This window comes from Ruegeria sp. BHSB064 (assembly GCF_059613205.1).
The window spans coordinates 1-22643 of record NZ_JBXWSB010000020.1 but is presented as its reverse complement, the minus strand read 5'-3'; the positions used below and the strand labels follow the sequence as shown (position 1 = coordinate 22643).

Sequence of the window (22643 nt, the reverse complement as noted above, 5' to 3'; positions counted from 1 at the left end):
TGCAACCGGTTGCGGGAATTGGCCGATAATGCATAATGAACTTACAATGAAAATCGCCTCAAGATCCCTCCGCTTTTTCGCCGGGAGTCACCTTCCGTGAGCGTGACACTCAAAGACGTCGCTGCCCTTGCTGGTGTTTCGCGATCCGCTGTTTCGCGCACCTTCACCGAAGGCGCTTCGGTTTCGGCAAAAACACGCAGCAAGGTCGAAAAAGCGGCGCGCGAATTGGGCTACAGCCCCAACGCGCTTGCTTCGTCACTGACGACGGGGCGGACAAAGCTGATCGGCTTGATTTCGAACAACTTCCACAACCCCATTTTCCTTGAAGTCTTCGATCAGTTCACACGCGCCTTACAGGAACGCGGCCTGCGCCCATTGATCGTGAACCTGACGGATGAGACCGAGCCCGCCAATTCAGTCCGCATGTTGCGGCAATACTCGGTTGATGCCGCCATCGTGGCGTCGTCGACGCTGCCGCCCAGCTTTGCCAAAGCTTTTCACGACGCGGGCGTGCCCGTGGTGCATACATTTGGACGTTCGGCCACTTCACCCGAAGTGCATGTCGTCGGCATCGACAACGTGGAATGCGGGCGTATGGCCGCCCGCGAACTTTTGGCACGCGGATACACACGCGTCGGCTATCTGGGCGGGCCCAAAGACGCGACCTCGGCCCTGGACCGACATCGCGGCTTCATGGAAGAGATGGCTGAGCACACGGAGATTGAAGTAAACCATTGTTTTGCAGGGGCTTACTCTTTCGAGGCAGGGCGGGCCGAGATGCTGGGCCTTTTGGCCAACAACCCGGCCCAGGCTTATTTCTGCGGTGACGACATTCTGTCCATTGGCGCACTTTCCGCGCTGAAAGATCACGGTTTGCGACCGGGACAAGATGTTGGAATCATTGGCTTGAACGACATGGAAATGTCGCGCTGGGAAAACATCGATCTGACGACGATTCACCAGCCGATCAAACAGATCATCACCTCATCCGTCGATCTGGTTGTTGAGATGTTGAAAGAGCCCCAGCGCTATCCCGAGGCCCGTATTTTCCCCTGCCGTGTGATTGAGCGGGGCACGTTGCGGCCCCGCCCCTGATCAGCGGAACATCGGTGGACGGGCATCCTGCCAAGCGCCATCCGCTTTGCCTGAAGCAACAGCCGCATGAACCGCTGCGATGGACCTCACACCATCTGCGGCTCCGGGCAAACCATCCCGGCTTTCACCGCGGATTGCATCAGCCAGATCGCAATAGATATTAGCTACGGCCAGCGGGAACCCCTCGGGGTGCGCGATTGCGACCCGAGACAAGCGCTGAACCTCGTCATGCAGCCCACCTTCACCCTTTTCGATGATCTGTGTACGCCCACCCACCGGGGTATAGATCAACTGGTTGGGTTGCTCGGACGCCCAGCGCAGCCCGCCGGTTTCGCCAAAGACCTGAATATCAAAGCCATGCTGGCGCCCGATTGCCACTGATGACGTCCAGAGGCGTCCAACCGTGCCGCCCTCCATCCGGAAGTTGATCATTGCATCATCTTCCAGTTCGCGGCTTGCGATGGTCGATGCCAAATCGGCGGAAAGGGTCTTCACCTCGTCATCGCAGATAAAGCTGGCCATATGCAGCGCGTGGATACCGCAATCTGCAAACTGCCCCGAGACACCTGCCATCGCAGGATCATAGCGCCAGCGCACACGCGGGTTGTCTGCGTCGGTCGCATCGCCATGGTGGCCATGGCTGAAGTTCGTCACAACCAACCGCACCTTGCCGATGTCGCCTGCACGCACCATCGCACGCGCCTGGCGCACCATTGGGTACGCGGAATAGCAGTAGTTCACCGCGCAGATTTTGCCCGAAGCTTCAGCAATGCGGACGATCTCTTCACCCTCTTCCACCGTCATGGTCATCGGCTTTTCGCACAACACGTTGAAGCCCGCCTCAAGATACGCCTTGGCGATCTCGAAATGGGTCGAGTTTGGCGTGGCGATGGTCACCAGATCAATTCGATCCTCCCGGTCTTTTTCACCCGCCAGCATCTCTTGCCAGTCGCCATAGGCGCGCTCTGCAGCTATCCCCAGTCGCTGCGCGTATTCTCGGCCCGCTTCAGGCCGGTGATCCAGCGCACCGGCGGCAAACTCAAACAGCCCGTCAGCCTGAGCACCCAAGCGATGGGCAGGCCCAATCTGACTGCCTTCACCGCCCCCGATCATGCCCCATCTCAACTTAGCCATGGTCATCGTCTCTCTATTGAATTTCTTTAGTCTAGCGATCAGAAATCGCTGATATTTTTCCACTGTCGCTGGTCTGACGACGCCAAGGCGGCGGCCAGCACGCGGTTGACCTCGTGCCCGACACGGAAGGTCGGCCAGATCGCTTCTCCGGTGTGTATGGCCTGCAGAAAGTCCTTGGCCTCGATGATGATCTGGTCCTGATAGCCGGTGCCGTGACCCGGGCCCTGACAGAAGGGTTCATAATCCGGGTGCGCGGGACCTGTCAGGATCTTGGTGAACCCACGCGCGGCTTCGGGCCCTTCCCGCTTATAAAGCCACAGCGCGTTCTGGTCTTCCTGATCGAACCGGATCGCGCCCTTTGTGCCTGATATTTCATACGCATAGCCCATTTTACGACCCGTCGCGACTCGGCTGAAATACAGGTTGCCCATAACGCCGTTTTCGAACCGGCACATCATCTGGGCATGGTCGTCATTCGTGACTTCACCTCCGGGCCGAGTTTTATGCACGGTTTCCACATCGGCCATCACCTGCGCAATCGGACCAACCAGAGCCATCGCTCCGTTCACCATATGCGGGGCCAAGTCGCCGATTGTGCCATTGGCCATGCCCGTTGTGCGCCACGTGGCGGGGGCCTGCGGATCAGCGTAAAAGTCCTCGGTGTGCTCACCCCGGAACCACGTGATGTCGCCGATCTCTCCATCGGCGATCAGTTGGCGGGCAAACTGGCTGGCGGGCGTGCGAATATAGTTGAACCCAACCATGTTTACAGCGCCTGCGGCTTCGGCCGCCGCAACCATGGCTTGACTGTCTTCCAGCGACGCACCCAAAGGCTTTTCACACAACACGGGCTTGCCCAGACCAAAAGCTGCTTCGGCGATCTGACGATGCGTGGATTGTGGTGAGGCGATCACAATGGCTTCGACCCTGGGGTCTTCAACCAGCACACGCCAATCGTCAGTCGCGCGTTCAAAGCCATAGGCGAGGCGATAGCGTTCAGCGCTTTCGGGGCTGGATGCACAAATGACCTCAAGCCGGGGCCTTAGTGCAGTGTTAAAAACCGCGCCAACGGCCGACATGGCAACGGAATGAGCCTTGCCCATATAGCCGCCACCCACAATTCCAATTCCGATTTCAGGCATCTTCAACGGCTCCGAACATATCATTTGCAACCGGTTGCAAAATCAGTATCGTGTGAATCGATTCAGCGCAAGGTCCAAACTTTGCCGACCCCACTTTGCCGGAGGACATGACTTGAGCGCTTTGATGGATGGTATCAAAGGAAACCGCTTCGCCGTTTTGGGCCGCGCAGGTATGGACCTGTACGCCGACCCGATCGGTGTCAAAAGCGAAGATGCCGATACGTTCCATGCCGATCTGGGTGGGTCATCCGCCAACATTTGTGCAGGGTTGGTCAAACTGGGCAGTCAAGCGTCCCTGATCACGTCCGTCTCTGATGATGCCGTTGGCCGGTTCTGCCTGAATCGCCTGCACCACTATGGCGTAGACACCTCATATATTCGCGTATTGGGCGGCGAATACCGCATGTCGCTGGCCGTCTATGAAAGCCGGATCGAGAACTTTCAGAATGTCATCTATCGCAATGGGGCTGTCGATTTTCAGGTCACTGAAGAGGACATGAACAAGGTCGATTATTCATCCTTCTCGGCACTCATCTCGGCGGGCACTGTCTTTGCGTCAGAACCATCGCGCAGCGCGACGTTCCGTGCGTTCGAAATCGCGCGCGCTGCGGGTCTGCCGATCATCTTCGATATCGACTACCGACCCTACAGCTGGCCTTCACCCGAGGTAGCCGCCGAAGTCTTGTCGCGGGCCGGTGAAGCCAGCGACCTGATCGTCGGCAATGACGAAGAGTTCGGGTTCATGGCTGGCGGTATCGACAAGGGCTTTGCTAAGGCCAAGCAGCTGGCGGAAAAACCCGGTCGGATCGTCATCTACAAGATGGGCGAAAAAGGCGCTGTCACTTTGACGGACGGGCAAGAGATCGAAACCGGCATCTACCCGGTCACGGCCGTCAAACCCAATGGGGCTGGCGACAGTTTTATGGCCGGTCTCTTGGCCTCAATTGCTGCAGGGCATGACCTGAGGGATGCGGTCATGCGCGGCTCGGCCTGTGCATCGATCGTTGTATCCCAGCCGGGATGCGCGCCAGCCATGCCCACGACCTCGGAATTGGACGCGTTCCTCGCCTCACACCCCGGCCCGACCACATAGGAGATTCCCATGCACATCGCGCCCTATGACAATCAGAACAAACCGATCGTCGACACCGACGATCCGACGGTTCCGCTGAACTATTTCAACATCGTCAAACTGAAAAAGGACGAAGCGTTCGAATATCAGGTTCCGGGCTATGAGACCTGCATCGTGCCTGCGACTGGCAGCGTCGATGTCAACGTCGAAGGCGTTGCGTTTGCAAAGCTCGGCAACCGGGGTGAAGACGTCTGGGATGGCGAGCCCGAAGGCGTCTATGTGCCTGTCGGCGCGAAAGTGCAGATGGTTTGCGTGTCGGATGAGACCGAAGTGTTCATTGCCGGCGCCAAATACGACAAGGTGCTGGACCCGTTTGATGTGCGGCAGCATGACCTTGTTCAATACGGCAGCGACGACACCAAAACGCATCGCAAGATCAAGCACATCCTCGGACAGAAGCAACACGACAAAGTCGGCCGCCTGTTGGTGAGCGAGCTGTTTACCGTTGGTCAGGGCGGCTGGTCGGGCTTTCCCAGCCACAAGCACGACACCAACCGCCTGCCGGACGAAACGCGCCACGACGAGACCTATAACTTCCGCTTCAAACCCAACTGGGGCTCAGGCCTTCAAATGTTGCAACGCGAGGATAACGCGCCCGGTGATGCCTATCACATCGTCGATGGCTCAACGATCTGCATCGACAATGGCTACCATCCGTGCTGCGTTCTGCCCGGGTACGAGATGTATTATTTCACCATCCTTGGCGGGCTGAGCCAACGCTCGTTGGTGCAGTATTTCCAACCCACACATGCCTATCAGATCGAAACGATCCCGGGCATCAAAGACATGATCGCGAAGTTCAAATGACCCTCGTCACGTTAAAGGACGTTCTGCAACCTGCCTATGAACAGGGCTATGCCGTGGGCGGGCTTGTCACTCTCGGTTGGGAAGACATGCGCGCCTATGTGGCCGCTGCCGAAGCCGAGAACGCACCACTGATCCTGCAAGCGGGGCCGAGTTGTCGTGAACACACGCCGCTGCCTATTCTGGGTAAAATGTTCCGCTATCTGGCCGAAAACGCCTCGGTCCCTGTCGTGGCTCATCTGGATCACGGTTATACGTTCGAAGAGTGCAAGATCGCTCTGGACAGCGGGTTCACATCTTTGATGTTCGACGGGTCCCGCAAACCGTTGCAACAGAATATTGATGAGACAGCCGCGATTGCAGAAATGGCCCACGCAGCCGGGATTTCCTGCGAGGGCGAAATTGGCTTTGTCGGATATTCGGGCGGCGAAGGATCAAACGGCACCGATCCCGAAGAGGCCGCACAGTTCGCACGTGAAAGCGGGGTGGACGCAATGGCGATTTCGGTTGGCAATGTTCACCTACAGCAGAACAAAGAAGGTGGCCTGGACGAGGCGCGCATCGCCGAGATTGATGCCATGACCGAGGTGCCGTTGGTCATTCACGGCGGGTCAGGTGTGCCGGTAGAACAGCGCACGAAACTGGCGCGAGAGACTTCGATCTGCAAGTTCAACATCGGAACCGAGCTGCGCATGGCCTTCGGAAACGCCATGCGAGACGCCGTCAATCGCGATCCTGAAAGGTTTGATCGGGTTACTATCCTGAAAGAAACCCACGACCCGGTTGAGGCTGCCGCCCGCGCCGTGATCCGTGCCTTTGGTGCCCCACCGCAGCGGTAACCGTCAAATCGTAAAGGCAACCCGGAAAGCCTCGAGCGCTGTTTCCGGGTCACCTGCTGCAAAAGCCTCCAGGCCGACAGGTCCGCGATACCCCATGTCATCCAGCGCCCGTGCAACGGCGGCATAATTGATCTCACCGGTTCCGGGCTCAAACCGGCCGGGGTTATCCGCGACTTGAACCTCTCCGATCCATGGCAAGCATTTCTTGCACCAGCGGATCAGGTCGCCTTCGCCGATTTGCGTGTGATAAAGATCCAGATTGATCCGCAGACGCGGGTGGTCGACGGACGAAACCAGTGCCAGAACATCTTCGGTCGATCCAAAGGGACAACCGGGATGGTCCAGCGGGTTCAAATTTTCCAACGTAAAAACAACATCTTCCTGTTCTGCCAGATCGCAGATGCGGTGCAACGTGTCCCGCGCTGTCAGCCACATGTCTCCGGTCACGACCTCGTGCTGCCAGATTGGAATTCCACCATTACCCAGGCCCGTACCGTGCAGGTTCAGACGATCCACGCCCAAGCGCTTGCCAATCTGCGCTGTCTCGCGCGCGGATCGCAGCAGCATGTCAGCGCCTTCTTGGTCCGCAAGGCCGCCCTGAAGATACCCGTTCATGATCGTGTAGTTCGCGCCAACGCGTTCCAGCTTGCCCAGATCCCAATCTGGCCAGTTCCAAAGGCCCACACCAAACCCCATTTCGGTCAGCCGCGCGGCACGCCAGTCGATAGGCTTGTCCAACCAAAGCATCTCAGCGCACGCCGCAAGCTGAAAGGGTTGAGGCATGTCAGTTCTCCAGTTGTTTTGAAATACTCAGATCGAGCCGCCTTCGACCATGAAGTTCCCGGCGCTGCACATGGCTGCGTCGTCTGAGGCCAAAAACAGAACCATTCTCGCGACATACACAGGTTCAATCGGGTCCGGCAGGCATTGCCGATCCACTTGCTTGGCCAGCGCTTCGGGCGTGACCCACAAGTCTTTCTGCCGGTCAGTCATGATCCAGCCGGGTACGACCGCATTCACGCGAATGCGGTGATCCCCCAACTCGCGCGCCATGGTACGTGTCAGGCCGTGGACTGCGGATTTGGCGGTAGCATAAGCGGGGAAACCCGCCCCGGCCTCCCACCATGAATTCGACCCGATATTGATGATCGAACCCGCACCCTTGGCAATCATGCCGGGGGCGACCGACTGAATGGCAAAGAACATATGTCGGATATTGGTCGCCATACGCTCATCCCAATACTCGGGCGTCACATTGCGCCAGTCGTGGCGGTCATCATGGGCGGCATTGTTGACCAGCACATCCGCTTCGCCCAACTCTTCAACCAACTGCCCCATTGCGGCGTTCATCGCCTCAATGTCGCGCAGGTCGCATTGGGCAAACGCGTGCTCGCCCTCCAGTTCCGACAGTAGCGCAAGACCGGCCTCAGCATTGAGATCCAGAAACCCAACCTTTGCGCCCTGACTGGCAAAGGCCCGAACGGTTTCCGCACCAATTCCCCCGGCCCCACCGGTGATGAAGACCGTTTTGCCTGCAAGACTCGGGTAATTGGCAAACGCATTGCTCATCCGTCACGCTCCATGATCCATTCGACCTCAGGGGCCGGTACAAATCGCCATTTCCGCAGAGGTCCGGCCATGACGTTCAGATAGTACATCTCAAACCCATAGGGTGCGCCGCAAGGGTGATGACCGCGCGGGACGGTCACAACATCGCCATCGGATACGGCCATCGTTTCATCCAACTGACCGTCATCGGTATAAACGCGCTGTATGCCGAACCCACTGGCAGGGTTGAGCCGATGGTAGTATGTCTCTTCCAGATAGGTGATACGGGGGAAGTCATCCTCGTCATGTCGATGACTGGGGTACGAAGACCAGTGCCCGTTTGGTGTGAAGACCTCCGTCACCAGAAGGCTATCGGCATAATCCTCATTCTCCATCGCTATGTTATTGATGTATCGCGTGTTCACACCTTTGCCGCGCTCGGTGAGAGTGATGCCGTCTGGCCCGATCCGCCGCGCCGGGTGACCGCCCTTGCCCGGAGCCGAACACACGGCCACAACGCAATCGGTCTCGGCAACAGCTTCCCATTCGGTGCCGTTGGGCAGGTACAGACAATGCGGCGGCATCTTTTCGAACACGCTCATCCGGTCGCCCAACACACCCCAATCCTGCCCGGCCCCGGTGATTTTCGCCTTGCCTTCGACCATCACCAGAATGACTTCCCGGTCTCCTGTGACCTCGGCCGCCCGATCCCCGGCCTTTAGGTGATAGAGCCCAAACCCTACATACCGCCATCCGGCGCTGGCCGGGGTGATGTCATGCACCTTGCCACGGGTGCCAAAGGGTTTTTTGAGCAGGTCTGCCATTCTTCTTCTCCGATTGGGGCGGGCACAATGACCCGCCCGTTTGGGCCTTATGCGGCCTGTCTGGTACGCAAAGCTGACAAGGCATCAGCCAGTTCCGACTCGCTCCATCCCTCTGACACAGCGCGGCGCAGGATATCGGCCTGGCTGTCCGGCGCATTGCCGCCAACCGGCGGGTCGGTGTCGAGGTTGGTTGGAAAGGGATAGCCCTCGGCTGTTGCCCCGATCGCAGCTTCGATTTCCAAGGCACTCAGATCACCGCGTTGTTTCAAAGCCACAAGCGCAGGAAACACGGCTTGAGACATGGTAGCCCGGTCGACGGCTTCCATCGCGCGCCCGAAAGCTGACGACACCTGAAGCAAGTTGGCCATCCTTTGAATGTCGCTGCTGCTGTTTTCCCCCGCTGCGTGGAAAAGCGCAGGGTTGAAGAACACCGCGTCGCCCTTGTTCAGTGGCAACTGGATATAGCCCTGCTCGAAATGGTCCCTGTGCGCGGGGTCGTGGAAGGCGAGGTATCCGGGCGCGTAAAGCTGCGAAAATGGTAACAGCTTGGTTGGCCCGCTTTCGATCGGCATATCGCAATGCGCCACGGCCCCTTGCAGGGTTAGTGCAGCTGTCAGGTGATGGGCATGCGCCGGATACCGCGCTGCGCTGTCCGCTGTCTGGAACCCAAGATGGTAATCCCGATGCGCTTGCTGCGCTTTGCCGCCCGGGCGCACCTGATTGACCTGCGCGGTCATCTGGTAATTCGGTCCCAGCCACGCCTCACTCGCTGCTGCAATTGCAGCATTGCCGAAATAGAGCGCGAACCCTTCCGGGTCGCGAAGGCACTGTTTTTGCAGCGCATTCCAGATCCGGTCATTGGCACCCGACGCGGCAAAGTGATCGCCCTCGCCGCCAGCGCCCTCGCGCTCTTCTTCGATGATCTCGCGGAAGACGTCGCTTGCCCGGTCGATCACCGAAGTATCTGCATAGGCACCCTTCAGAACGATCACGCCAGCCGATTTGCCCAGAACCCATGCCCATTCTGCCATAAGGGACTTTCGCTGATCGGCATCTGTCAACGCAGGGCGCAACACATCCATGTCGTAGACTGGCACGTTCTTTTCCACCGATGCGGCATGAGGAACCGCATCGGCTGTCAGGTTTTGTGAGGTCAACACCTTGAATTCATCCAGATCACAGGATTCCCGGTCGAAATAGCCGACATACCCAAGTTCCTGATGGACCATGACACACTCCTCTCTCATGGCTTCGGTGTTGCCCCATGGGGCGGTGATTTAAGTGCTGATCTCCAAACCTGCCTTGCCGCAAACTTCGACGATGTGGTTGTAGCCCATCTTGGAGTACTCGTAGGGCGGTGCCTTGGCGGGGTCCTGTTCTGCCTCGACCACGATCCAGCCGTTGTAATCCATCGCTTTCAATGCATTTGCGACGGCCTGAAAATCGATGCAGCCATCGCCCGGCACGGTGAACGCGCCTGCGATCACTGCATCAAGGAAGCTGCGGTTGTTCTCACGCGTGTCCTGCACGACGCCAGGGCGGATGTCCTTGAAGTGAACGTGATGCACCCGGTCGCCCCACCGGTTCAGCGTGGCCATGACATCGCCACCGCCAAACAGAAGATGACCGGTATCAAAGCACAGCTTCAGTTCGGGGCCTGACCCCTCCATCAACCAGTTCACCTCATCCTCACTTTCGATGGTTGTGCCCATGTGATGGTGATACGCCATGGGCATACCTTGATCTGCCGTCCACTTGGCCAACTCGCTCAGCTTGGCGGCATAGGCCAGAACTTCGTCTTTGGACAATTTGGGGCGGGCATTCACCGGCGTGCCGATCTGACCCTGAACGGTATTTGAGCATTCGGCATAGACGATGCACGGGCTGTTCAGCGCGACAAACTGCTCAACTTGCTCACGAACAGCGGCAACCTCAGCGTCAAAGTCGTTGACCAAGGTTGCGCCCGAACACCAACCGCCACAAAGCGCGATATCGTTGGCGTCCAGATAGGCGCGCAAGCCTTCTGTGTCGCCGGGCATCCGCTGGCCGCGTTCGACCCCGGTATAGCCAATCTCGCGCGCTTCTTTCAACGCCTGCTCCATCGTATAGGCCGCAGTCAGATCAGGCAGGTCGTCATTCTGCCAAGCAATCGGAGAGATACCGATCTTCACGCTCATTTCGTGTTTCTTTCCTTGATGGCGACCTCATAAGCCGCGCGTTTTTCATTCACTTCCGGACGGATGCTGACCTCGGGCACAGCCACTTCCCACCACGTTCCGCCATATTCGGTCGAGGGGTACGGATCGGTGTCGATCACCACAACGTATGGGCCTTTGACGTCGCTGCGTTTGGCCAGCGCGTCCTCAAGCTCGGCAATTGAGCTGACCTTGACCGAGGTCGCTCCCATCGCTGCCGCATGGGCCGCAAAGTCGATGGCAGACGCGGTTTCGTGGACCGTGTGATCGAGAAGGTTGTTAAACTCAGCACCGCCCGTGCCCATCTGCAAGCGATTGATGCAACCGAAGCCTCGGTTGTCGGTAACAACAACGGTGAAGGAAATCCCCATCATCGCCGCCGTCGCCATTTCAGAGTTCGCCATCATGTAAGTGCCGTCACCGGTAAAGCAGATCACGTCGCGCTCCGGCTGGGCCATCTTGATCCCCATCGCGCCCGCGATCTCATAACCCATGCAGCTGAATCCGTATTCCATGTGATAGGCACCGGGGCGCGGTGCTTTCCACAACTTGTGCAACTCGCCCGGCATCGTTCCTGCGGCACACATCGCCACTGTGTTTTCTTTGGCGGCCCGCTGCACAGCACCGATCACCTGCATATCCGTCGGCAGCGCATTGCTGTCTGTCGGCGCGTCGGTCAGCGCATCAACCTTGCCAAACCAATCGGCTTTCAGCGTGGCAGGCAGATCTGGCGCGCGGTGGTCGCCCAGTGCTTCGGTGAGTTCACCCAAACCAACGCGTGCATCGGATTGCAGCGGCATTGCGCCATGCTTTTCGGCGTCATAAGCGGCAGTATTCAGGCTGATCAGTTCACGCCCCGGGTTGGCAAACAGACCCCAGGACCCGGTGGTGAAATCCTGAAAACGGGTGCCGACCCCCAGTACAAGATCAGCCTCAGCGCAGATGTCGTTGGCGGGTTCGCCACCCGTGACGCCAATGGGTCCCAAGTTCAGCGGATGATCCCAAGCCAAGGCAGATTTACCCGCCTGAGTCTCGGCCACCGGGACGTTGTGCGCTTCGGCAAAGCTTTGCAGTGCGGCGGTTGCGTCCGAATAATGAACGCCGCCACCCGCGACGATCACAGGGCGTTTGGCCACCTTGATTGCTGCCACAGCCCGCGCAAGCTCGCCTTCATCCGGGCGAATGCGACGCTGATACCAGACGCGAGGCTCAAAGAAGCTTTCGGGATAATCGTATGCCTCGGCCTGCACGTCCTGACAAAAGGCCAGTGTCACCGGACCGCAGTCGGCCGGGTCTGTCATGGTACGGAAGGCGCGCGGCAAAGCCGTCAGCAGATGTTCCGGGCGCGTGATACGGTCGAAATAGCGGCTGACCGGTCTGAAACAGTCATTCGCGCTGATGGTGCCATCCGAGAACACTTCGGGTTGCTGAAGCACCGGATCGGGCCCACGCGTCGCGAACACGTCGCCTGGCAGCAGCAAAACAGGCAAGCGGTTCACATGGGCCAACGCGGCGGCAGTAACCATATTGGTCGCCCCCGGCCCGATCGACGACGTCACAGCCATCGCCCGTTTGCGGCCCAGTTGCTTGGCATAGGCAATCGCACAATGCGCCATGGTCTGTTCGTTGTGTCCGCGATAGGTGGGCAGGCTGTCTTTCACACCATGCAGCGCCTCACCCAAACCGGCGACATTGCCATGGCCGAAAATGGCCCAGACACCTGCGATAAAAGGCTCTCCGGCCTCGTTCATCTGCGCCCCAAGATAGCGCACCAGAGCCTGCGCCGCTGTCAGTCGGACTGTCTTGCTCATCATGATCCCTTTCAACTTGAAACCGCTGCCAGCGGCCCACAGGTTGCTTTGTTCGAAGATGTCAGGCCAATGCCTCAAGCCTGAATTGAGTGTGAGCTCAGGTGTCACTGCCCGTTCGGATGCCCCCCCGAGGGGCATCCGGATCTTCAAAGTTTAGACTGTACCGCCCAAAGACCCTTCCAACTCGGCCATTTCCTGACCGCCTGCCATCAGGTCCTGCAACTGTTCTGGGGTAATCTCACCACGGGTCGCCGTGCCCAGCGTTTTGCCGCGATTCAGCACGGTAAACCGGTCACCCACCGCCAGCGCGTGGCGCACGTTGTGGCTGATAAAGACTACGCCAACCCCCTGACTGCGCACCTTGTCGATGGTCGCCAGAACATTCGAGGTTTGACGCACACCAAGGGCCGAGGTCGGTTCGTCCAGAATCAGGATCTTGGCCCCGAAATATACGGCACGGGCAATGGCGACTGTCTGCCGCTCCCCCCCTGACAAGGTGCCAACGGCCTGATCCGGCCCGCGCAGATTGATGCCCATCTTGCGCATTTCTTCCATGCAGACTTCGTTGGCCTGGTCAACATCGAACCGCTTGAGCAAACCTTTACCCTTGGTCGGTTCGCGCCCCATGAAGAAGTTGCGCGTGACGCTCATCAGCGGGATCATCGCCAGATCCTGGAACACGGTCGCAATGCCCGCCTCCATCGCATCCCGAGGCGTGTCGAAATGCAGCGGCTTGCCTTCAAAGAAGATCTCGCCCTTGGTGGGTTTGTGCACGCCCGACATGGTCTTGATGAAGGTTGATTTCCCTGCACCGTTGTCGCCCAGCAGGCAATGACACTCACCCGGTTTGACGTCAAAGCTGACGCCCGCCAAAGCAATAATATTGCCGAAGTGCTTTTCGATGTTTTTCATTTCCACGATGGGCGCCACATCAGCCGCCGCATCGCCGTGATGGAACTTGGTGTCTTCGGTCATATCAGCGCTCCCCGGTTACGCGTTTACGGATCGCGTTGTTGAACAGAACCGCAATCAACAGCATCGCGCCCAGGAAGACCTGGAACCAGTCCTGATCGAAGTCCGTATAGGTCAGGCCGATGACAACCATGCCGAAAATGATCGAACCAAAGAACGCCCCGATGGCCGACCCGTAACCGCCTGTCAGCAGACAGCCACCGATCACGGCCGCAATGATCGCCTCAAATTCTTTCTGGAACCCACGGCGCGCATCGGTTGAACCGGCATCAATCACAGTGATGATGGCCACCAGTGCCGCACAACAGGCCGTCAGCATGAACAGCGACACCTTGACCCGATTCACCGGCACACCAGAGTTTGACGCTGCCGTGCTGTCGCCGCCCGACGCGAAAATCCAGTTCCCTGCCGGGGTTCGCAGCAGCACGTAAGTGGCCGCAAGCGCCAGTACAATGAACCACAGAATCTCGACCGGAATTCCGGGCACTTTTGGCGCACCACTTTTGAAGGTATCGATCATGCCTTTCTCGGCCAGCCAGGTAAACAGGCCGCCAAATGCCTCGCCCGAGAAAAACGGGGCCAGCCAGTCGTTTTCAACAGCATCGCGCACACCGCGCAGCTGGGTCGATCCACCGGTTGCTGCCTTGAGACCAACCAGTGAGAGACCGCGTAGAATGAACAGGAACGCCAGCGTCACGATGAAGGACGGCAGTCCTGACCGGATCACGATGTTTCCGTTTATTGCCCCGACAAAAGCTGCGAAAACGAACGTCATTGGGATCGCAACGATCAGCGGCAGCTGCCAGGTGACTACACAGACACCAAAGAACAGGCCTGCAAACGCCACCATCGAGCCGATGGACAGGTCAAACTCGCCCCCGATCATCAGCAGCGCGGCCCCGATCGCAAGGATGCCCAGCTGCGCCGCAGGTGTCATGAAGTTCATAACCCCCGCCAAGGTGAACATCGACTCGTCTGCGGTGATCGCAAAGAAAATGAACACCAGAACGACGCCAGCCATCGCACCCAGTTCGGGCCGTTTCATAAGCTTGGTTAGGAAAGGTTCTTTCTTGAGCCGTTCGTCTCCGGCAAGCTGCGCAGAGTCACTCATCGTTTCCTCCCATTTGGGTAAGAGCGGCACCGCTGCGCCGCTCTGTTTGCTTCTGATTACAGAAGGATCAGCGGATGCCCTGTGCAGACAATTCGATCACTTGTGCTGCCTTGTCCTGAGTGATCAGGTTCGGACCCGAAGGAACGTTACCACCCGGCATCAGGCCGTATTTGGCGTGCAGGCCCATGAAGTTCACCGCCAGATACCCTTGCAGATACTGCTGCTGGTCGATGGCAAAGGCTGCGTCACCGTCCGCGATCGACTGCAGGAAGTTCGCCGACAGGTCGAAGGAGGCAACATTCACGTCACGGCCCGAGGCTTTGACGGCGGCAACGGTCGGCTCACCGGCCGAGCTTGCACCCAGCGCCATCACGGTATCGACAGCTTCGTTTGACGCCAGAGCAGCGGCAACCTTCGACTCGATTTCCGATGGATCGTTCGAGGTCGGAAGCACTTCGACGTCACCGCCGAAACCTTCCGCAAAACCTGCGCAGCGCAGGTCCAGCGCAACGTTGCCGACTTCGTGGTTCACACAAATCGCTGTTTTGCCACCCATCGATGCCAGTTCTGCACCTGCAGCTTTGCCTGCGTCGAACTCGTCCTGACCAACGTGCAGCAACGCACCCAGATCTTTCGAGACGTCCGAACCCGAATTGATCGAGATCACCGGGATACCGGCTGCGACGGCGCGCTCAATTGACGGACCAAGCGCGTCCGCGTCCGGGATCGAGACGATCAAGCCGTCGGGCTCCTGGTTCACGGCTGCATCGATCAACTGCGACATCGCCACCATGTCAAAGGTTTCTGGTGCGCGATATTCCACGTTCACACCGACGTCCTTACCGGCCTGCTCGACGCCGTTTTTGACGACATTCCAGAATGCGTCATTGGCCTGTCCGTGCGATACGACCACGATTTCCTGTGCAAACGCAGGTGTCGCCAGGGCCAGAGCCCCCGCAGCAAGTGCGCCTTTCACAAATTTCTTCATTTCAGTTTCCTCCCATGATTTCAGTCTGATCTTCAGTCGGGGGACCAACCCCGATCATCCGGCTATGCCGAATCTGATTGGCTGCGGCACAAAACCGAGCTGGCGTAAGTTTGAAGAATTTCGATCATTTTGCAACCGGTTTCAAAACTTCCTCCATTCGAACCGGTTGCCCGGATTGCATCGACAGGGTCGCGGCCTCGGCCATGGCAAGCGCGGCAACGCCGTCTTTCAACGAAACAGGAACGTCTGAACCGTTCACAACGGCGTCGACAAAGGCGGTCCACTCCACTCGGTAAGCAGGCATGTAGCGTTCCAGAAAGAAATAAGTTGGCTTGGCGCCGACAACGCCGTCTGCTGTCGATTTGACCACCGTATTTTCCAGCATGTTCTGCGCTTGTAGCAAGCCGTCTGAACCCAGCAACTCGACCCGCTGGTCATACCCATAGGCCGCGCGGCGCGAGTTCTTGATGACGGCAATACGACCATCTGCATAAGTCATTGTCACCGCTGCGGTATCCACATCACCCGCCGCACCAATCTCGGCATCTACAAGAGACGACCCGACGGCTGTAATGACATCCGGAACCGCGCCCATAAGATAGTTTGCCATGTCAAAGTCATGGATCATCATGTCCCGAAACAGCCCACCTGACACTTTGACATAGCTGACCGGCGGCGGCGCCGGGTCAAATGAGGTAATCGACAGCAGCTCTGCTTTACCGATTTCGCCCGCCTCTAAACCTGCTTTCAATGCCGAAAAATTAGGGTCGAACCGGCGGTTAAACCCAATCATCACAGGCTGGCCCCGACCGGACACAGCATTTAGACACTCCGCAGCACGTTCCAGGCTCAAATCAACTGGCTTTTCACACAACACAGCTTTTCCTGCAGCTGTGGCAGCCTCAATCAAGTCGGAATGTGTATCGGTTGGAGTTGCGATCAAAACCGCATCAATCTGGGGGTCTGCAATGATCTCGTCCGACCCACGCGCTTGTGCCCCATATGCGCTGGCAAGGCTTTCTGCTGCCTCTGGCACGGCGTCTGAAACAGCACAGAGCTTGCTGTTTGGGTGGGCCGAAATGGCCTGCGCATGTACCCGTCCGATGCGTCCGGCGCCCAGCAAACCAACCTTCAACATACAGCTCTCCCGAATCTAGGTGTTGGCCGTAACAATGATTCTGTTTGCAACCGGTTGCAATATCTTTTTTCAACGGATCAGAAATCTTTGCGACACCCCTTTGAGATGATCTTCAAAAAGAGTTCCAAGGCGATCCGCCTAAGATACACCACGCGCCGAATTCCGCGCATTTGCGCATCTACGGGAATCCCCCAATTTCCGAACGCCATGAATCAGGGTAGGTTTGAGTTAAGGAACACACACTACCACTCTGTGACCCCTTAAAAGGGGCTGGCATGACCCCCTCGTCCAGCCCCTTAACCTTCCCAAAACCTGTATTGACCAACCAGCCGCACGGTGGCGTCTGCAACACGTCCGAAGTTAGCAAAGCAACGAGTCGTTCTGGCGTTCAGCGCAAAATAAGCCGTCGTGCGTCCGAGGCTTCAAGTGGTTCGTGTGAAAATGGCGATCCCTGAAGGACTCGAACCCTCAACCTGCTGATTAGAAGTCAGCTGCTCTATCCAGTTGAGCTAAGGGACCGCTGCGCCCTTCTTGCGGTTTTTATTGTCCGGGTTCAAGGGCCAAGCGCATGAAGGCGCTGTTTGGATCTTCCTGATAGCCAAAGATCGGGCCGCAATAGGAATACCCCAATGCCTCATAGAGTTTGCGCGCGGCTTCATATTCGGAAAGATGGGCCGCGCCGGTCTCAAGAACCAGCGCCGAGATACCTTCGCTGCGCGCCAAACTGGCTAAATGAGACATGATTATACGCGCCAGACCACGGCCACGGGCCGAGGCTACAACGTGAACTGATTTCACTTCAGCCGTTCCATCCGGCAAGGTCTTCAGCGCGCCACACCCCAATGCCACATCACCTTCGTAGAGTGCCCAGAAGCGAATCCCAGGCTCACGCAGCGCTTCCACGTCAAGCGTATGGTTCGAGGTTTGCGGCGTCGCCTCCCAACTGTGGGCCAGATGGGCCTGAACGATTGGGCGCAGGTCATCTGACCCAGGGTCAGCCGCGCGAATCTCGATCACTTTAGTGAGTCCAGGGGCCGCGCCGGTCGGTAGCGAAATTTTCACCATAGCCGCGCGCGCGCAGATTTGGCTTTCGCTTGTGCGGCTCGCTAACCTGCACGTCGATACCGTTGTCTTTGGCGTAGTCCAAAGCCTCTTCCTTGGTGTCGAATTTCAGGCGCACCTGTGTCTGCGTATCATTGGACGACGTCCAGCCCATCAGCGGATCAACTTCACGCGCCGAAGACGGGGCGTATTCCAGAACCCATTTGCGGGTTTTGGCCATCCCCGAAGTCATCGCGTTTCGCGAAGGCTGGTAAATCCGTGCGCGCATGTCGCCTCTCCGTACTCACTTGGCTGAGCTGTTTATGCGTCAGAGAACGTCCGGGGGCAAGATTGCAATTGTCGCGGCTATTGCCGGCAAACTGATGTCAGAAACTGTCATTGGCCCGAGGTAAATCAGAGGCACATCAAACGCTGGGCCATCACAATGATTCACCAACCGCATGGCCGCAGACTGCATAGAGCGCAATGAATCCGGATCAGCACTTGCAGACGGACAAAATAAGAACAAATGTAGGGGCCTGATTGCGGAGCCTGCCGATGCCTTACGCCCATTCCGACAAGACCCAACTGACCGCCGATGACGTGCGTGCACGACTGAAACTGGAAGGCGGCAAACAGTTTGTGATGCACACCGAATTCAACCCGGCAGGCGACCAACCAACGGCCATTAAGGAGCTTGCAGGCGGCGTATTGGACGGCGAGCGCGATCAGGTTCTGCTGGGTGCGACGGGGACGGGTAAAACTTTCACCATGGCCAAGGTGATCGAGGAAACCCAGCGCCCAGCCATCATCCTTGCACCGAACAAAACACTGGCCGCGCAGCTTTACGGAGAGTTCAAAGGCTTCTTCCCCGAAAACTCAGTGGAATACTTCGTCTCTTACTACGACTACTACCAGCCCGAAGCCTATGTGCCGCGCTCGGACACGTACATTGAGAAAGAATCCCAAATCAACGAACAGATCGACCGGATGCGCCACTCGGCCACGCGGGCGCTGCTGGAACGCGATGACGTGATCATCGTGGCGTCAGTGTCTTGCATCTACGGTATCGGCTCGGTCGAGACCTACGGGGCTATGACGCAGGATCTGAAGGTCGGCAGTGAATACGACCAGCGGCAGGTGATGGCCGATCTGGTCGCCCAGCAATACCGCCGCAATGATCAGGCGTTTCAGCGTGGGTCTTTCCGGGTGCGGGGCGATTCACTGGAAATCTGGCCCGCCCACCTTGAGGACCGCGCATGGAAGCTGTCGTTCTTCGGCGAAGAATTGGAACAGATCACCGAATTCGACCCGTTGACCGGCGAACGCGCCGCGACGATGGAGCAGGTACGCGTCTATGCGAACTCGCACTACGTGACGCCGAAACCGACGATGCAGCAGGCGATCATCGGCATCAAAAAGGAACTCCGCATCAGGCTGGATCAACTCGTCGGTGAGGGCAAACTGCTGGAAGCGCAACGCCTTGAACAACGCACCAACTTCGATCTGGAAATGCTAGAGGCCACCGGTGTCTGCAACGGGATCGAGAACTATTCGCGCTATCTGACAGGCCGCGCACCGGGTGAGCCGCCCCCGACCCTGTTCGAATTCATCCCCGACAATGCCATCGTCTTCGCCGACGAATCCCACGTCAGCGTGCCGCAGATCGGTGGCATGTACCGGGGAGACTATCGGCGCAAATTCACGCTGGCCGAACACGGGTTCCGCCTGCCCTCGTGCATGGACAACCGGCCTTTGAAGTTCGAGGAATGGGACGCCATGCGCCCGCAATCCGTCTTCGTCTCGGCCACGCCGGCCAAGTGGGAGATCGAGCAAACCGGCGGTGTTTTCACCGAACAGGTCATCCGCCCAACCGGCCTGCTGGACCCCGAGGTCGAGATCCGCCCGGTCTCCATGCAGGTCGACGACCTGCTGGACGAGGTGCGCAAGGTCGCCGCCAATGGCTTCCGCACGCTGGTTACCACGCTGACCAAGCGGATGGCCGAGGATCTGACCGAATACCTGCACGAACAGGGCATCAAGGTGCGCTACATGCACTCGGATATCGACACGCTGGAACGCATCGAAATCCTGCGCGACCTGCGGTTGGGGGCGTTTGACGTGCTGGTCGGCATCAACCTTTTGCGCGAAGGGCTCGACATCCCCGAATGCGGACTGGTTGCCATTCTGGACGCGGATAAAGAGGGGTTCCTGCGTTCTGAAACCTCGCTGATCCAGACCATCGGCCGCGCCGCACGAAACGCCGAGGGCCGGGTGATCATGTATGCCGACAAGATCACTGGATCGATGGAGCGCGCGCTGAACGAAACCAACCGCCGCCGCGCCAAACAGCTTGCCTACAACGAAGAACACGGCATCACGCCTGAGACGGTGAAGAAGAATGTCGAGGACGTTCTGGCCGGTCTCTACGAAGGCGACGTCGACATGAACCGCGTCACCGCCACCATCGACAAACCAATGCACGGCGCGAATTTGGAAGCGCATCTGGACGGGCTGCGCGAGAAGATGCGCAAAGCCGCCGAGAACCTGGAATTCGAAGAGGCCGCCAATATCCGAGATGAGATCAAACGTCTGGAAGCGGTCGACCTGGCCGTCGCCGACGATCCCATGGCGCGCCAATGGGCGGTCGAGAAAGCCTCGGAAGACGCAGTGAAGTCACGCGGGCGGTCAACGGCTGGGAGGCCGGGGCAGCGGGGTGGGAATGTGAGGAGAAGGAAGAGGTGACTATGCTTAAAAGTTTCATTTCGTTCACTTTCCTGAGCATCGTTGCGGTTTCGACAAGCGGACCTGCAAGTTCCGAGACAGGAAACCGATCGACTGAACTGGGTAGGCCAATGAGAGTTTTGGCAACTGGATTGCCCGACCAGCTGTTAAACCAAACTGCCAGCGTGGGTGAACGTGACGAGGTTGATTTCGATTACCCATCAGACAAACTCTCGGATTTCGATATGTTATTAGTTTTTGTCGATGAGTTTGAAGAAGCGGCATCAATGGAAATTATCCAAGAGCTTGGGATTAGTGCAGCTTTTACTCCAAAAAGTAGTGAAAAACCTTTCCTGATGAACGCCAATCTAAAAGTCCGTGAGTTTGAAAGAGAGTTTCTTGTTTATGTCATTGATCGTCGACAGTTCTACGCAAGAGACCTCTCATGCCACGCACCTTTTCTCAGGGATATCATCCTTAACTTCGATGGACCGGCAGTTGTTCGGGACGAAACTAGTTTTTTCTTCGCGTCTGATTGCGGAAGATAACTCGGTAACTCTTATCACCTTAGCCCATCCTCATCACATTTTCGGAAAATCAGTCTTTAATTTCGCCTTTAAGCTTAAAGTGGTAGAAATAGGCGATTAAAATGGTAGCGCCCGCGCCAAAAAGTTCCAAAAAGACGTATACTACTTGAGATCGTATTCTAACGAATGCGCCCACGACTACTAACGCACAAACAATCAGAAAACTGATCAGGTTTTCGTTGTTCTTTTTTTTCACACCGTCTTATTCTTGGACTGAACAAGTCAACTTTGGGCAAAGGCTGCTTAGTTCTTTACTAACTTGCATGTCAGCAGGCGTAGGATGGGCGCTTGTACCCATTCGACACTCTCACGATCCAAACCTAAGCCTGCTCCACGTTTGTAGCCCCAAACTACATGAACGAACGGCGGCCATGACAAAACCTAACACCCTGCCTTCCGCACACGAGGTCAAAAGCCCTGTTCTCCCCATCCAAAAGAAAGGGCGGGTACCTCCCCGCCCGAACCGTTACCCCTTATCCCAATGGGCTATCACATCATATCCAACCGGTGAGGGTGGGCCTTCCATGAATTCGGCGAAATGGCCCCACAGCTCGGCCACTTTGGGCGCGTTTGCGTTCGAGGTCGCTTCGCTTTCCACCACCGAGATCACATAGCCCGATCCGTCCTCGTTCATCACGTTGGTAAAGCAATGCATGCCGGGCATGCCCATGATCTCGGATTTCAATTCGTTCATTTTTGCCGTGGCGGCCTCGCGCGTTCCGGGCTTCATTTTGAATTGGGTAATACGTGCAAACATTACTTTCCTCCCTAACGTGACAGAACTGTCATGTGGCGCAATCAGAACGACCGCGCCGCACGCATCCTAGCACAAGGGCGTGGAATCTCAGATTGATACGTAGGATTTTCGGCCATTTTCAACCACGCGCCTCACTGCGCGCAAGCCTCTGACACTTCAGGGTTGCAACCTAGCGCCCCCGGGGCCTTGTCTTGCCCCGCTCGGCGGCTACATCCCCTCTCATGCGTGCAATCCTGACCTCTTTGATCCTCGCCACCCCGGCCTTCGCGTGGGAGGCGACGGTGGGCGATATCTGCACGCTTTCGCATGACACAGGTGCCGCGACGATCTTCCTGACCTATGACCCGTCTGCGCCGCTCTATACGCTGACGGTTACTCGGAAAGATCAGGTCTGGGCTCAGTCCCCGTGGTTTGCCATGCGGTTCGAAGGACGAAACCCCATTGAAATCGCCACCCCACGCCATGTCTTGTCCGACGGAGGGACCGCGTTGACGGTAACGGATACCGGCTTTGGGAACGTGCTGGATGGGTTGGAGTACAACCAGGTCGCTTATGCGTTCACGCAAGACGGGATTGCAGAATTTCCTCTGAACGATGCAGCACCTCAGGTACGTATCTTTCGCACCTGCGCAGGCGCGCAATTGTCCTGAATGCGTTCTCTTTACCTGCTATGGCCGCACAAATTTGGCATTGCCGACCGCACGTTGTTGCGGCTCTGGGCGGCTTTCTGATTGCGCGGCCTGAGGTACAGGCGCTTCGGTAAACCCACAGGCAACGCCGTCCCCGTCCGGGTCATTGCGC

General features: G+C 57.7%; 22 protein-coding genes and 1 tRNA gene. 7 read left to right on the top strand and 16 right to left on the bottom strand.

Annotation, left to right across the window (positions count from 1 at the left end):
* Positions 1-96: 96 nt before the first annotated feature.
* Complete coding sequence (locus AC2FNU_RS07130) at positions 97-1095, top strand: LacI family DNA-binding transcriptional regulator (RefSeq protein WP_496786566.1); 999 nt, start codon at positions 97-99, stop codon at positions 1093-1095.
* Here AC2FNU_RS07130 and AC2FNU_RS07125 read toward each other — a convergent pair whose 3' ends face one another.
* Positions 1096-2229 (bottom strand): Gfo/Idh/MocA family protein, encoded by a 1134-nt coding sequence (locus tag AC2FNU_RS07125; protein WP_496786562.1) that lies wholly within the window; start codon positions 2227-2229, stop codon positions 1096-1098. It abuts the gene before it with no gap.
* A gap of 38 nt (positions 2230-2267) precedes the next feature.
* A complete protein-coding gene (locus AC2FNU_RS07120; RefSeq protein ID WP_496786558.1) occupies positions 2268-3371 on the bottom strand; it encodes a Gfo/Idh/MocA family protein in 1104 nt (367 codons plus the stop codon).
* Positions 3372-3495: 124 nt separating this feature from the next.
* On the opposite strand from AC2FNU_RS07120, the gene iolC reads away from it, so the two are divergent.
* Genes iolC through AC2FNU_RS07105 form a run of 3 tightly spaced genes read left to right on the top strand, consistent with a single transcriptional unit; the run spans position 3496 to position 6146 of the window.
* Positions 3496-4464, top strand: coding sequence for a 5-dehydro-2-deoxygluconokinase (gene iolC / locus AC2FNU_RS07115; RefSeq protein WP_496786621.1), 969 nt, complete (start codon positions 3496-3498; stop codon positions 4462-4464).
* 9 nt (positions 4465-4473) lie between these two features.
* On the top strand, positions 4474-5310 hold the full coding sequence (locus AC2FNU_RS07110; protein WP_496786553.1) for a 5-deoxy-glucuronate isomerase: 837 nt from the start codon (positions 4474-4476) through the stop codon (positions 5308-5310).
* Positions 5307-6146, top strand: coding sequence for a class II fructose-bisphosphate aldolase (locus tag AC2FNU_RS07105; RefSeq protein WP_496786550.1), 840 nt, complete (start codon positions 5307-5309; stop codon positions 6144-6146). Before AC2FNU_RS07110 ends, AC2FNU_RS07105 begins: the two co-directional genes overlap by 4 nt.
* A 3-nt stretch (positions 6147-6149) precedes the next feature.
* On the opposite strand, the gene AC2FNU_RS07100 is transcribed toward AC2FNU_RS07105, so the two are convergent.
* The 13 genes from AC2FNU_RS07100 to AC2FNU_RS07040 form a co-directional block, all read right to left on the bottom strand.
* Entirely contained in the window at positions 6150-6929 is a 780-nt protein-coding gene (locus AC2FNU_RS07100) for a TIM barrel protein (protein ID WP_496786545.1), read from the bottom strand.
* Between the two features lie 27 nt (positions 6930-6956).
* Entirely contained in the window at positions 6957-7715 is a 759-nt protein-coding gene (locus tag AC2FNU_RS07095; protein ID WP_496786540.1) for an SDR family NAD(P)-dependent oxidoreductase, read from the bottom strand.
* Positions 7712-8518 (bottom strand): 5-deoxy-glucuronate isomerase, encoded by an 807-nt coding sequence (iolB, locus tag AC2FNU_RS07090; protein WP_496786537.1) that lies wholly within the window; start codon positions 8516-8518, stop codon positions 7712-7714. The genes AC2FNU_RS07095 and iolB overlap by 4 nt, the downstream gene beginning before the upstream one ends.
* A 47-nt stretch (positions 8519-8565) precedes the next feature.
* Positions 8566-9747 carry a phytanoyl-CoA dioxygenase family protein gene (locus AC2FNU_RS07085; protein WP_496786534.1) on the bottom strand — a complete coding sequence of 394 codons (1182 nt, stop codon included), beginning with the start codon at positions 9745-9747 and terminating at the stop codon, positions 8566-8568.
* Between the two features lie 48 nt (positions 9748-9795).
* Positions 9796-10695 carry a myo-inosose-2 dehydratase gene (gene iolE / locus AC2FNU_RS07080; protein WP_496786531.1) on the bottom strand — a complete coding sequence of 300 codons (900 nt, stop codon included), beginning with the start codon at positions 10693-10695 and terminating at the stop codon, positions 9796-9798.
* Entirely contained in the window at positions 10692-12524 is a 1833-nt protein-coding gene (gene iolD / locus AC2FNU_RS07075; protein ID WP_496786529.1) for a 3D-(3,5/4)-trihydroxycyclohexane-1,2-dione acylhydrolase (decyclizing), read from the bottom strand. Before iolD ends, iolE begins: the two co-directional genes overlap by 4 nt.
* 153 nt (positions 12525-12677) lie before the next feature.
* Positions 12678-13499, bottom strand: coding sequence for an ATP-binding cassette domain-containing protein (locus tag AC2FNU_RS07070; protein ID WP_496786527.1), 822 nt, complete (start codon positions 13497-13499; stop codon positions 12678-12680).
* 1 nt (position 13500) lies between these two features.
* Positions 13501-14607 (bottom strand): ABC transporter permease, encoded by a 1107-nt coding sequence (locus tag AC2FNU_RS07065; RefSeq protein ID WP_496786524.1) that lies wholly within the window; start codon positions 14605-14607, stop codon positions 13501-13503.
* A gap of 67 nt (positions 14608-14674) precedes the next feature.
* On the bottom strand, positions 14675-15595 hold the full coding sequence (locus AC2FNU_RS07060; RefSeq protein WP_496786522.1) for a sugar ABC transporter substrate-binding protein: 921 nt from the start codon (positions 15593-15595) through the stop codon (positions 14675-14677).
* Between the two features lie 124 nt (positions 15596-15719).
* Complete coding sequence (gene iolG / locus AC2FNU_RS07055) at positions 15720-16733, bottom strand: inositol 2-dehydrogenase (RefSeq protein WP_496786520.1); 1014 nt, start codon at positions 16731-16733, stop codon at positions 15720-15722.
* A gap of 442 nt (positions 16734-17175) precedes the next feature.
* Positions 17176-17252, bottom strand: a tRNA-Arg gene (locus AC2FNU_RS07050).
* Between the two features lie 21 nt (positions 17253-17273).
* Positions 17274-17750 carry a GNAT family N-acetyltransferase gene (locus tag AC2FNU_RS07045; protein ID WP_496786517.1) on the bottom strand — a complete coding sequence of 159 codons (477 nt, stop codon included), beginning with the start codon at positions 17748-17750 and terminating at the stop codon, positions 17274-17276.
* A 1-nt stretch (position 17751) separates the two neighbouring features.
* Positions 17752-18063 carry an ETC complex I subunit gene (locus AC2FNU_RS07040; RefSeq protein ID WP_496786515.1) on the bottom strand — a complete coding sequence of 104 codons (312 nt, stop codon included), beginning with the start codon at positions 18061-18063 and terminating at the stop codon, positions 17752-17754.
* A gap of 269 nt (positions 18064-18332) precedes the next feature.
* Between AC2FNU_RS07040 and uvrB the strand changes: the two genes are divergently transcribed.
* Together uvrB and AC2FNU_RS07030 are read left to right on the top strand one after the other, a co-directional pair.
* The gene (gene uvrB, locus AC2FNU_RS07035; RefSeq protein ID WP_496786514.1) at positions 18333-20519 is read left to right on the top strand and encodes an excinuclease ABC subunit UvrB; all 2187 of its coding nucleotides are present in this window, start codon (positions 18333-18335) and stop codon (positions 20517-20519) included.
* On the top strand, positions 20516-21046 hold the full coding sequence (locus tag AC2FNU_RS07030) for a hypothetical protein (RefSeq protein WP_496786512.1): 531 nt from the start codon (positions 20516-20518) through the stop codon (positions 21044-21046). The genes uvrB and AC2FNU_RS07030 overlap by 4 nt, the downstream gene beginning before the upstream one ends.
* A gap of 505 nt (positions 21047-21551) precedes the next feature.
* On the opposite strand, the gene AC2FNU_RS07025 is transcribed toward AC2FNU_RS07030, so the two are convergent.
* The gene (locus AC2FNU_RS07025) at positions 21552-21842 is read right to left on the bottom strand and encodes an antibiotic biosynthesis monooxygenase family protein (protein ID WP_171620929.1); all 291 of its coding nucleotides are present in this window, start codon (positions 21840-21842) and stop codon (positions 21552-21554) included.
* Between the two features lie 221 nt (positions 21843-22063).
* Between AC2FNU_RS07025 and AC2FNU_RS07020 the strand changes: the two genes are divergently transcribed.
* The gene (locus AC2FNU_RS07020; protein ID WP_496786510.1) at positions 22064-22492 is read left to right on the top strand and encodes an excinuclease ABC subunit B; all 429 of its coding nucleotides are present in this window, start codon (positions 22064-22066) and stop codon (positions 22490-22492) included.
* Positions 22493-22643 lie beyond the last annotated feature (151 nt).

Bases quoted from the DNA above. Each gene is read 5' to 3' on its own strand.
- AC2FNU_RS07125 (WP_496786562.1), bottom strand. From the start codon at position 2,229: ATGGCTAAGTTGAGATGGGGCATGATCGGGGGCGGTGAAGGCAGTCAG.
- AC2FNU_RS07120 (WP_496786558.1), bottom strand. From the start codon at position 3,371: ATGCCTGAAATCGGAATTGGAATTGTGGGTGGCGGCTATATGGGCAAG.
- iolC (WP_496786621.1), top strand. From the start codon at position 3,496: ATGGATGGTATCAAAGGAAACCGCTTCGCCGTTTTGGGCCGCGCAGGT.
- AC2FNU_RS07110 (WP_496786553.1), top strand. From the start codon at position 4,474: ATGCACATCGCGCCCTATGACAATCAGAACAAACCGATCGTCGACACC.
- AC2FNU_RS07105 (WP_496786550.1), top strand. From the start codon at position 5,307: ATGACCCTCGTCACGTTAAAGGACGTTCTGCAACCTGCCTATGAACAG.
- AC2FNU_RS07100 (WP_496786545.1), bottom strand. From the start codon at position 6,929: ATGCCTCAACCCTTTCAGCTTGCGGCGTGCGCTGAGATGCTTTGGTTG.
- AC2FNU_RS07095 (WP_496786540.1), bottom strand. From the start codon at position 7,715: ATGAGCAATGCGTTTGCCAATTACCCGAGTCTTGCAGGCAAAACGGTC.
- iolB (WP_496786537.1), bottom strand. From the start codon at position 8,518: ATGGCAGACCTGCTCAAAAAACCCTTTGGCACCCGTGGCAAGGTGCAT.
- AC2FNU_RS07085 (WP_496786534.1), bottom strand. From the start codon at position 9,747: ATGGTCCATCAGGAACTTGGGTATGTCGGCTATTTCGACCGGGAATCC.
- iolE (WP_496786531.1), bottom strand. From the start codon at position 10,695: ATGAGCGTGAAGATCGGTATCTCTCCGATTGCTTGGCAGAATGACGAC.
- iolD (WP_496786529.1), bottom strand. From the start codon at position 12,524: ATGAGCAAGACAGTCCGACTGACAGCGGCGCAGGCTCTGGTGCGCTAT.
- AC2FNU_RS07070 (WP_496786527.1), bottom strand. From the start codon at position 13,499: ATGACCGAAGACACCAAGTTCCATCACGGCGATGCGGCGGCTGATGTG.
- AC2FNU_RS07065 (WP_496786524.1), bottom strand. From the start codon at position 14,607: ATGAGTGACTCTGCGCAGCTTGCCGGAGACGAACGGCTCAAGAAAGAA.
- AC2FNU_RS07060 (WP_496786522.1), bottom strand. From the start codon at position 15,595: ATGAAGAAATTTGTGAAAGGCGCACTTGCTGCGGGGGCTCTGGCCCTG.
- iolG (WP_496786520.1), bottom strand. From the start codon at position 16,733: ATGTTGAAGGTTGGTTTGCTGGGCGCCGGACGCATCGGACGGGTACAT.
- AC2FNU_RS07040 (WP_496786515.1), bottom strand. From the start codon at position 18,063: ATGCGCGCACGGATTTACCAGCCTTCGCGAAACGCGATGACTTCGGGG.
- uvrB (WP_496786514.1), top strand. From the start codon at position 18,333: ATGCCTTACGCCCATTCCGACAAGACCCAACTGACCGCCGATGACGTG.
- AC2FNU_RS07025 (WP_171620929.1), bottom strand. From the start codon at position 21,842: ATGTTTGCACGTATTACCCAATTCAAAATGAAGCCCGGAACGCGCGAG.
- AC2FNU_RS07020 (WP_496786510.1), top strand. From the start codon at position 22,064: ATGCGTGCAATCCTGACCTCTTTGATCCTCGCCACCCCGGCCTTCGCG.